Source organism: Azospirillum sp. B506, from assembly GCF_000333595.1.
Taxonomy (GTDB): domain Bacteria; phylum Pseudomonadota; class Alphaproteobacteria; order Azospirillales; family Azospirillaceae; genus Azospirillum.
This window is the reverse complement of the sequence record NZ_BADK01000225.1, coordinates 1-8,279: the sequence shown is the minus strand read 5'-3', so window position 1 is coordinate 8,279 and position 8,279 is coordinate 1. Positions and strand designations below refer to the sequence as shown.

At 65.8% G+C, this 8,279-nt stretch carries 9 protein-coding genes and 2 pseudogenes; 6 read left to right on the top strand and 5 right to left on the bottom strand.

Annotated features, from left to right (window positions below; all coding sequences use genetic code 11):
* The 5 genes and pseudogenes from I71_RS07415 to era all read left to right on the top strand — a co-directional run.
* Window positions 1-457: pseudogene (locus I71_RS07415) on the top strand (pyridoxine 5'-phosphate synthase); the annotation flags it as partial.
* Window positions 454-939, top strand: a complete 486-nt coding sequence (gene acpS / locus I71_RS07410) for a holo-ACP synthase (RefSeq protein WP_042693316.1) — start codon at window positions 454-456, stop codon at window positions 937-939. The pseudogene I71_RS07415 and the gene acpS, both read left to right, overlap by 4 nt.
* Complete coding sequence (gene lepB / locus I71_RS07405) at window positions 936-1,703, top strand: signal peptidase I (protein ID WP_042693313.1); 768 nt, start codon at window positions 936-938, stop codon at window positions 1,701-1,703. The genes acpS and lepB overlap by 4 nt, the downstream gene beginning before the upstream one ends.
* Entirely contained in the window at window positions 1,704-2,489 is a 786-nt protein-coding gene (gene rnc, locus I71_RS07400; RefSeq protein ID WP_042693310.1) for a ribonuclease III, read from the top strand.
* 244 nt (window positions 2,490-2,733) lie between these two features.
* Entirely contained in the window at window positions 2,734-3,639 is a 906-nt protein-coding gene (gene era / locus I71_RS07395; RefSeq protein WP_042693320.1) for a GTPase Era, read from the top strand.
* Between the two features lie 61 nt (window positions 3,640-3,700).
* On the opposite strand, the gene I71_RS07390 is transcribed toward era, so the two are convergent.
* The 3 genes and pseudogenes from I71_RS07390 to I71_RS40530 all read right to left on the bottom strand — a co-directional run.
* On the bottom strand, window positions 3,701-4,006 hold the full coding sequence (locus I71_RS07390) for a hypothetical protein (protein ID WP_042693307.1): 306 nt from the start codon (window positions 4,004-4,006) through the stop codon (window positions 3,701-3,703).
* A gap of 491 nt (window positions 4,007-4,497) precedes the next feature.
* Entirely contained in the window at window positions 4,498-4,653 is a 156-nt protein-coding gene (locus I71_RS39570; protein WP_244433696.1) for a hypothetical protein, read from the bottom strand.
* Window positions 4,654-4,656: 3 nt separating this feature from the next.
* Window positions 4,657-4,785 (bottom strand): annotated as a pseudogene (locus I71_RS40530) (bacterioferritin-associated ferredoxin); the annotation flags it as partial.
* A gap of 244 nt (window positions 4,786-5,029) precedes the next feature.
* Between I71_RS40530 and I71_RS07380 the strand changes: the two are divergent.
* On the top strand, window positions 5,030-5,965 hold the full coding sequence (locus I71_RS07380) for an SAM-dependent methyltransferase (RefSeq protein ID WP_042693297.1): 936 nt from the start codon (window positions 5,030-5,032) through the stop codon (window positions 5,963-5,965).
* A gap of 22 nt (window positions 5,966-5,987) precedes the next feature.
* Here I71_RS07380 and I71_RS07375 read toward each other — a convergent pair whose 3' ends face one another.
* A complete protein-coding gene (locus I71_RS07375) occupies window positions 5,988-7,568 on the bottom strand; it encodes a matrixin family metalloprotease (RefSeq protein WP_042693293.1) in 1,581 nt (526 codons plus the stop codon).
* Window positions 7,569-7,657: 89 nt separating this feature from the next.
* Window positions 7,658-8,279, bottom strand: a 622-nt coding sequence (locus tag I71_RS07370) for a patatin-like phospholipase family protein (protein ID WP_042693290.1), incomplete at its 5' end; no start/stop codon positions are given.

Here is an 8,279-nt window from a genome sequence, read left to right as displayed (position 1 = left end):
AACGCACCGAGGTGACGACCGAAGGCGGACTGGACGTGATCGGCCAGTACGATCTTCTGGTCGCCCGGTGGGGGATTTGAGCGCCGCCGGCATCCGCGTTTCCCTGTTCATCGATCCGGAACCGGCGCAGCTCGACGCCGCCAAGCGTCTTGGCGCTCCGGTGGTCGAACTGCACACCGGCGCCTATTGCGATGCCCACAGCCCGGCGGAGCGGGAGGCGGAACTGGCGCGCATCGTCCGCGCCGCCGCCCATGCCGAGGCGATCGGGCTGGAATGCCATGCCGGCCATGGGCTGAGCTATGACACCGTCGGGCCGGTCGCGGCGATCCAGACCATCGTCGAGCTGAACATCGGCCATTTCCTGATCGGTGAGGCGATCTTCGTCGGCCTGACCAACTCCATTGCCCGCATGCGCAAGGCAATGGACACGGCGCGAAAGGCGGCGGCATCCGCATGACGATCTCCGGCACCATCCTCGGCATCGGCAACGACCTGATCGACATCCGACGGGTCGAGAAGTCGCTGGAGCGCTTCGGACAGCGCTTTATCGACCGCATCTTCACCGACGTCGAGCAGGCGAAGTCGGAGCGCCGCGCCGGCTCCGCCGCCAGGAACAACGCGCGCGCGTCGACCTATGCCAAGCGCTTCGCCGCCAAGGAGGCCTGTTCCAAGGCCCTCGGCACCGGGTTCCGCGACGGGGTGTTCTGGCGTGACATGGGGGTGGTGAACCTGCCGTCCGGCCAGCCGACGATGCGCCTGACCGGCGGCGCGCTGGCCCGGCTGGAAGTGATCACCCCGCCCGGCATGCGCGCGAAAATCCATGTGACGCTGACCGACGAATACCCGATGGCCGAGGCGTTCGTCGTCATCAGTGCCGAGCCTATCGAAACCGCCTCTATCCAGTCCGAAATGCCCACCAAGACGGCGACCCCAGAATGACTTTTCAGAAAGAAACGGCGCCCACCGCCAAGACCAAGGAATCCGGGTTCGCCGAAACCGTCAAGACGGTGATCTTCGCCGTTCTGATCGCCTTCGGTGTGCGGACTTTTGCCTTCGAGCCGTTCAACATCCCGTCGGGATCGATGATTCCGACCCTTTTGATCGGCGATTACCTGTTCGTGTCGAAGTTCAGCTACGGTTATAGCAAATACACGGTTGGTTTCGGTCTGCCGCTGTTCGATGGCCGCATCTTCGGGTCCATGCCGGAGCGGGGCGACGTGGCGGTTTTCAAGCTGCCGCGCGACAACAAGACCGATTACATCAAGCGGGTGATTGGCCTGCCGGGTGACACCGTCCAGATGATCGGTGGCATCCTGCACATCAATGGCCAGCCGGTGAAGCGCGAGCGGATCGAGGATTACGTGACCACGGATTCGCTGGGCCGCAGCATCCGCACGGCGCAGTTCATCGAAACGCTGCCCAATGGTCGCACCCACCGCATCATCGAGGAGTCGGACAACGGCCCGCTCGACAACACACCGGTGTTCAAGGTGCCGGAAGGCCATCTGTTCATGATGGGCGACAACCGCGACAACTCGCTGGACAGCCGTGTGCCGTCGCAGGTCGGCTTCGTTCCCATCGAAAACCTGGTCGGCCGTGCCGAATTCCTGTTCTTCTCGCTCGACGAGGGCACGCGCTTCTTCGAGATCTGGCGTTGGCCGGTCGATCTGCGCTTCAGCCGCCTGTTCAACGGAGTCCGGTAAGTGTCCACCGTCACCAAGGCACCCGCCGATGCGGGTGCCGGCTCCGAACCAGACAGCGATGGCGCCGTCCAGTCCGCGGATGTCGCCGGTCTTGCGCGCGCGCTGGGCTATGAATTTTCCAACCCGTCGCTATTGCGCGATGCGGTTACCCATCCCAGCCTGATGGGGCTGGAGCGGGCCGGACGCAAAGGGCACAAAGGACCGGGCATCGCCTATGAGCGGTTGGAGTTCCTGGGCGACCGCGTCGTCGGACTGGTCGTCGCCCAATGGTTGCTGGAACGCTATCCGAACGAGCGGGAAGGGGCGCTGGCCAAGCGGCATGCCGCGCTGGTGCGCCGGGAATCGCTGGGCCGCGTCGCCGACGCCATCGGGCTGGGCGCTTATCTGCGCCTGTCGCCGGCGGAGGCGCAGAGCGGCGGGCGCGAGAACCGCACCATTCTGGGCGACGCTTGCGAAGCGGTGCTGGGCGCCATGTATCTCGATGGCGGGCTGGAGCCGGTGACCCGCTTCGTCCGGCAGGCACTCGCCGGCGAGATCGACAAGGCGACGCCGCCGCCGCTGGACAGCAAGACGACGCTGCAGGAATGGGCACAGGGGCGCGGCAAAGCGCTGCCCCGTTATGAACTGATCGAACGCAGCGGCCCGGCGCACGAGCCGCTGTTTGTGGTTGCGGTGCATGTCGAGGGCATGGATCCGGTTTCCGGGTCGGGCTCATCCAAGCGCATCGCGGAAAAGAAGGCGGCCAGCACATTGCTGCGCCAGGTGGGAGTGCAAGTCGATGACTGACGGTCGCGACGACATCGACAAGACCAAGATACAGCCCGGTTCCGACGCTGCGGAGCCGTCACCTGAGTCCGTGGGCGAGGCCGTGACGGACGACGAGGCGCTCGACCAGGAGGGCGGTGACTTCGAGGATGCCGAGGATGGCGACCACGAAGACGGCGATTACGAGGAGGATGAGGACGAGTACGAGGATGATGAGGATGCCCCGCGTGGGCAACCCATCTCCATCCTGCCGCCCCTGCCGGCGATGCCGGAGCATCCGCGTTGCGGTTTCATCGCGCTGGTCGGTGCGCCGAATGCCGGCAAGTCGACGCTGCTGAACGCAATGATCGGCAGCAAGGTGTCTATCGTCAGCCCGAAGGTGCAGACCACCCGCACCCGTGTGCTGGGGATCACCATCCAGGGCGATGCCCAGATGATCTTCGTCGACACCCCCGGCATCTTCAAGCCGAAGCGCCGGCTGGACCGCGCCATGGTGGCGGCGGCCTGGCAGGGGGCTGAGGATGCCGATGTGATCGGCGTGCTGTACGACGTGTCACGCCGCTCCATCGATGAGGACACCCGCAGCATCGTCGCCCGGCTGAAGGAGCAGGGGCGCGAGGCGATCCTGATCCTGAACAAGATCGATCTGGTGAAGCGCGACGTCCTGCTGGGCATCGCCGACGCCTTCCGGCAGGAGGGGATCTTCTCCGACATCTTCATGGTGTCGGCCTTCACCGAGGACGGCGTCGCCGACCTGAAGCAGTTCCTGGCCGACCGCCTGCCGGAAGGGCCGTGGCATTTCCCGGAGGACCAGATCTCCGACATGCCGATGCGCCTGCTGGCGGCGGAGATCACCCGCGAGAAGCTGTTCCTGCAGCTTCACCAGGAACTACCCTATTCCGCCACGGTCGAGACCGAGGTGTGGGAGGAGTTCGAGGACGGGTCGGTCAAGATCTCGCAGGTCATCTTCGTTCAGCGCGAAAGCCAGAAGGCCATCGTGCTGGGCAAGGGCGGCCAGCGGATCAAGGCGCTGGGCTCCGCCGCGCGGTCAGAACTGACGGACATGCTGGAACGTCGCGTCCACCTGATCCTGTTCGTGAAGGTGCGCGAAGGCTGGGTCGACGATCCGGAACGCTATTCGGCCTGGGGGCTGGATTTCGGGGCGTCCTGACAACGAAAAGGCCCTCTTCCCGTGGGAGAGGGCCTTTCGCTTTTACAGGTCTTTGCCGGCCTTATGCCGCCAGCAGGCGCAGATGGCCGTCGAAATCGTCGAGTGCACGCATCAGGTCCATCATGGCCTGATCGGCCTGGGCGCGGGCGAATGGCCAAGCATCGTCGTCGGCCATGTGGGCGGCTTCGATGCGGGCGATGGCGCGATTGTTCAGGCCGCGAAGTCGGTCGAGCGTACGCTCCCATGTCTCTCGCCGGTTGCTGTCCGCGCGTTCCACCATGGACCGCAGGGTTTCCATGCGGTCGGTGGCGCGCAGCACCAGATCTCGGCTCAGCGTGTCGAAAGCTTGCCGGTTGCGGCGGCTCATGAGGTGTCCTCCTTTGATCCTCAACCGTTTCTGACCCTTCGGCGGGTTGGCAGGATAGCCGGACGCCGATCCTGCGAAAACGCACCCAAAGCGCAGTCGGTACAGCCCCGATGGGGGATGTCGTCCTGTTTTGCAGTGCGATTTAGCAGTTGCGGAATGCCTGCCTGAATCCAAATCCCGCCGGGCTGCCCGATCCATCAAGGACAAGGCAAACCCGGAGGCCGAGGAAGTCTTCCTGGTTGGATTGCGTTTCCTCCAGGGCTGGTTTCATCCGGCCCGTTGGTGTTCTTATACGCCGTCATTTTGACGGCGTTCTTTTGTTTTGGTGACGCTTTTGTGCCGGATCGGCAGCTCCGGGTCAATCCGCCCAAAAATCATAGTCTGCGCGCAATCTGTCGCAGCCTAAAGGCGAGGTTGCAGACCAGGAAGCGAGCGGAAAGTCTGAAGTGGTAGAACTGCGAAAGAGCCGTGCCGGACCGATGGGCGTGCGGTCACTCCGCGGCGACGGCGTAGGCGGGGATCGCTTCGGCGTTGGCGGCTTCCGGGATCGCGGTGGTGCAGCAGGGGGCGGACACCGGCATGGCCGTGACGGTGGCGGCGGCCTGCTGGGCGAGGATGGCGCGATGCTCGCTCGCCATGCTGCGCATGGTCTGAACGCATTTTCCGCACTGAACCTGGCAATTGTGATGGCGAAACACCGAGGCCGGGGTTGTGGCGCCCTGGTCGAGCGCTGCCTTGACCTTCTTGTCGTTCAACGCGTGGCAGATGCAGACGTACATAAGCCCTCGGCGACGGTCGGTTTCAGAGGAATGTCCCGACCCCAGCAATAGCTGAGAGTGAGAATCGTTGTCAACAATGCAATTGCGAGCCAATCGCATATAAGAAGTTCCGGGACGCTTTGTCACAGCCTCCTTCGCGCGACGCCGAAAGGGGTAGGTCGCATCCTTGCGCTTGCATTCGACGGCCGGCAGCGGTAGCCCGTGGGTCATGGATGACAGCACCCCCAAAAACGCGCCAGCCGCCATGCCGCACGCCTCTCCCGGCGCGGTGGTCACCCCGCTCGGTCAGACGGTCTATCTGGCTGCCGACGGCTTCCTCGACGATCTGGTGGCGGAACTGGGGGACGTCGCGTCGGTCGACGGCCGGCTGGTCTTTGTCGACGGCCCGGCCCGGCCGGCGGCCTGGGCTCAGAACATCTGGTACGACCCGGTGCGCATCGAATTCGCTTCGATCAAGGGCGGGGCCAAGGCCCTGCGCGGCATCCAGCGCAATTGGGCGCTGTGGTCGCAGCGGCATCACCGCCGCGCCGCCCTGATCCAGGAGAACCTGCCGCATGTCTCGGCCAAGCCGGTGGTCTTCCCGTCCCCGCTGCCGACGGCGCCGCTGGGTTCCTGGACGCTGGCCGACGAGTCCACCATCATCGCCGCCGCCCGCTGCTCCAGCCCCTTCCGCAATGGCGAGGTGACCTTCGTCGAGAACCGCACCGCCCCGCCCAACCGCGCCTATCTGAAGCTGTGGGAGGCGCTGACCCTGTTTGGGGAGCAGCCGGGGCCGGGCGACCGCTGCCTCGACCTCGGCGCCTGTCCGGGCGGCTGGACCTGGGTGCTGCATGAGTTGGGGGCATCGGTGGTCAGCGTCGACAAGGCGCCGCTCGATCCCGCCATCGCGGCCCTGCCGCGGGTGGAAATCCGCCAGGAGAGCGCCTTCGGTCTGAAGCCGGCGACGGTTGGCCCGGTGGATTGGCTGTGCTGCGACGTGATCTGCTACCCGACCCGCCTGCTGCGGCTGGTGAACGAGTGGATGGAGAGCGGGCTGGCCAAGCGCTTCATCTGCACGCTGAAGTTCCAGGCGGAAACCGACCACGAGACCGCCCGCGCCTTTGCGGCGATCCCGGGCGGCCGGGTTCTGCACCTGCACCACAACAAACATGAACTGACCTGGATGTGGCCGGCGACGTGACGGTCGGGGAGGGCGCCGGCGCTCAGGCCAGCGCCCGGCCCTCGGCATAACCGAAGCTGACGTAATGCTGTTTGGCGGCGGTCAGGTCGCCGCCGACGGCGCTGTTGACATCCGGATTGGCTGCCAGATAGGCGGTGGCGTTGAAGCGGGTCAGCGAGCGCCCCTCCAGCCGGCCACTGACGATGTAATGCAGTTCCGCCGCTTCGCGGTTGCTGCCGAAGGCCGCGATCAGGTCGGGGTTGCTGGCCTGATAGGACAGCGTGTCGAAGAGCGTGGAACTGCGGCCCTCGCGGTTGCCGACCTCGATGTAGTGGCGCGTCGCCGCGGTGACGTCTGTGCCGAAGCTGCCCAGTAGGTCGCCATAGCCGGCCAGATAATTGTAGGGATCGAAGCCGGTCAGGCTGCGCCCCTCATAGACGCCGGCGCCGACGAGATGCTGCGTCGATGCGGCGGCGTTGGTGCCCAAGACCGCGATCAGGTCCGGATTGGACGCGACATAGCGCAGCGCGTCGAAACTGCCCGTCACCGCGGAGGACAGGGAGACGCTGCCGTCGGAGAAGCGCAGAAACTCGATGTTGGACAGGATGTCGTTGCCGTCGGCGCCGCTCACGATGTAACGGCCGGTGTCCAACTGCTGGACGCTGTATTGTGCCCGGCTGCCGCTGAACACCACGGTGTCGGTGCCGGCGCCGCCATCCAGGACATCGCCCAGGGTGTTGACGGTGAAGCTGTCGTTGCCGCTGCCGCCGGTCGCCTGCTGCACCTTGGTGCCGTAGGCCAACGCCAGGAAGGTGGTGTTGCCGGCACTGCTGAACTGGCCGTCGCGCAGGTCGATCGCCAGCGCTGCCGTCTGGGCGCTGCCGTTCAGGCTGTTACGGCCGTTGGGATCCCACAGGGTGGTGAAAGTTCCGGTATTCAGCGTGTAACTGGTGTCGCCGGCTCCGGTCGACATGTTGGCGCCGTAGAGATACTGGATCGCGGCAATGTCGTAGAGGCTCGGGCCGGTAAGATAGGTGCCGGACGGAAGCGCGTCGTTGTCGTTGTAGGACATGATGCTGTAGGCATAATTGTCCGTCGCCGCCGGCAGATAGGGGCCTTCCGTCCCGCTGTCGCTGCCGGCGTTGTAGTTGCCGGGATGCTTCAGGCCCAGCGCATGGCCGATCTCGTGGATGACCGTCATGTAGCTGTAGCTGCCGGTGGACGGGTTGACGTTGCCGGCGCTGTCGTTGGCCAGGAACACCTGACCGCCCTGGATCGATGTCGAGGGGTAATAGGCATAGGCCGCCGACTGGCCGCTCTGCCGGTTGGTTCCGAACGCGACCATGGCGCTGGAGGCGTCGGCAATCTCGACGAAGGTGACGTTGGCGACTGCACTCCAGGCCGCCAGCGCCTGCCGGACGGCGGTACGCTGCGCGGTGTTCATTGCCGCGAAGCCGGAGGCATCGGCGGACGAGACCTGGCCCGACCTCGTCAGGAAGCCGTAGGTGACGGTTACGGCCCCACCGACGGAGTTGCCGTCCAGCACGGTGCCGTTGTTGCCCCAATGCGGTGTCCCGCTGGCAAGAAGGGCGGCGACGGCATCGGATGGCGCGGATTGACTCATGCGGGCGCTCTCTCGGGAAATGGGTCTGGCGGCGGCAGGAGACCATTGGGATTGATACGGACGGTCGGGATGGCTTCCGGCGCAGACGGTCAGGCGCGGCGCAGGGCCAGTTCGATGGACGGGCGCAGCATGGAGGCGGCGGCATGGCCGATCTCCACCGCCTCCGCCGCACGGTCGAACTCCAGGATGCCGATATGGGCCAGCCGCGGAGCGATCAGCACGTCCGGCGGCTCGCCGGCCAGACGGGACCGGGTGATGCGATCCTGCATGATGTCGATCGACCCCGCCATCACCTCCAGTGCATTGGGCATCTGCTTGTGGGCGTGGGCATCGTCGATCTGGTCGGCCAGGAACCGGGTGCGCCGGCTGGGCTTGCGACCGAGCCAGGTGGAGATCTGGCTGGTCAGGTGCGACAGGGCGGGGGAACCGGCATCGCCGCCGGCCACCACCGGCTCCGGCGCCTTCGCCGCCACCGGCTTGCCATTGCCGCGGCCGTTCGGCCGGCCGAGCGGCGACAGCTCGCTGTTGAGGTTGACGGCAACCACCACGTCGGCGCCCAGCGCCCGGCAGAGCGACACCGGCACCGGGTTGACCAGTGCGCCGTCCACCAGCAGGTGATGCTCGCGGCGAACCGCCGGGAACAGGCCCGGCATTGCCGCCGAGGCCAGCACCGCCGACATCAGCGGACCGTCGCGCAGCCACATCTCGCGC

Bases quoted from the DNA above. Each gene is read 5' to 3' on its own strand.
- acpS (WP_042693316.1), top strand. From the start codon at position 454: ATGACGATCTCCGGCACCATCCTCGGCATCGGCAACGACCTGATCGAC.
- lepB (WP_042693313.1), top strand. From the start codon at position 936: ATGACTTTTCAGAAAGAAACGGCGCCCACCGCCAAGACCAAGGAATCC.
- era (WP_042693320.1), top strand. From the start codon at position 2,734: ATGCCGGAGCATCCGCGTTGCGGTTTCATCGCGCTGGTCGGTGCGCCG.
- I71_RS07390 (WP_042693307.1), bottom strand. From the start codon at position 4,006: ATGAGCCGCCGCAACCGGCAAGCTTTCGACACGCTGAGCCGAGATCTG.
- I71_RS39570 (WP_244433696.1), bottom strand. From the start codon at position 4,653: ATGCGCAGCATGGCGAGCGAGCATCGCGCCATCCTCGCCCAGCAGGCC.
- I71_RS07380 (WP_042693297.1), top strand. From the start codon at position 5,030: ATGCCGCACGCCTCTCCCGGCGCGGTGGTCACCCCGCTCGGTCAGACG.
- I71_RS07375 (WP_042693293.1), bottom strand. From the start codon at position 7,568: ATGAGTCAATCCGCGCCATCCGATGCCGTCGCCGCCCTTCTTGCCAGC.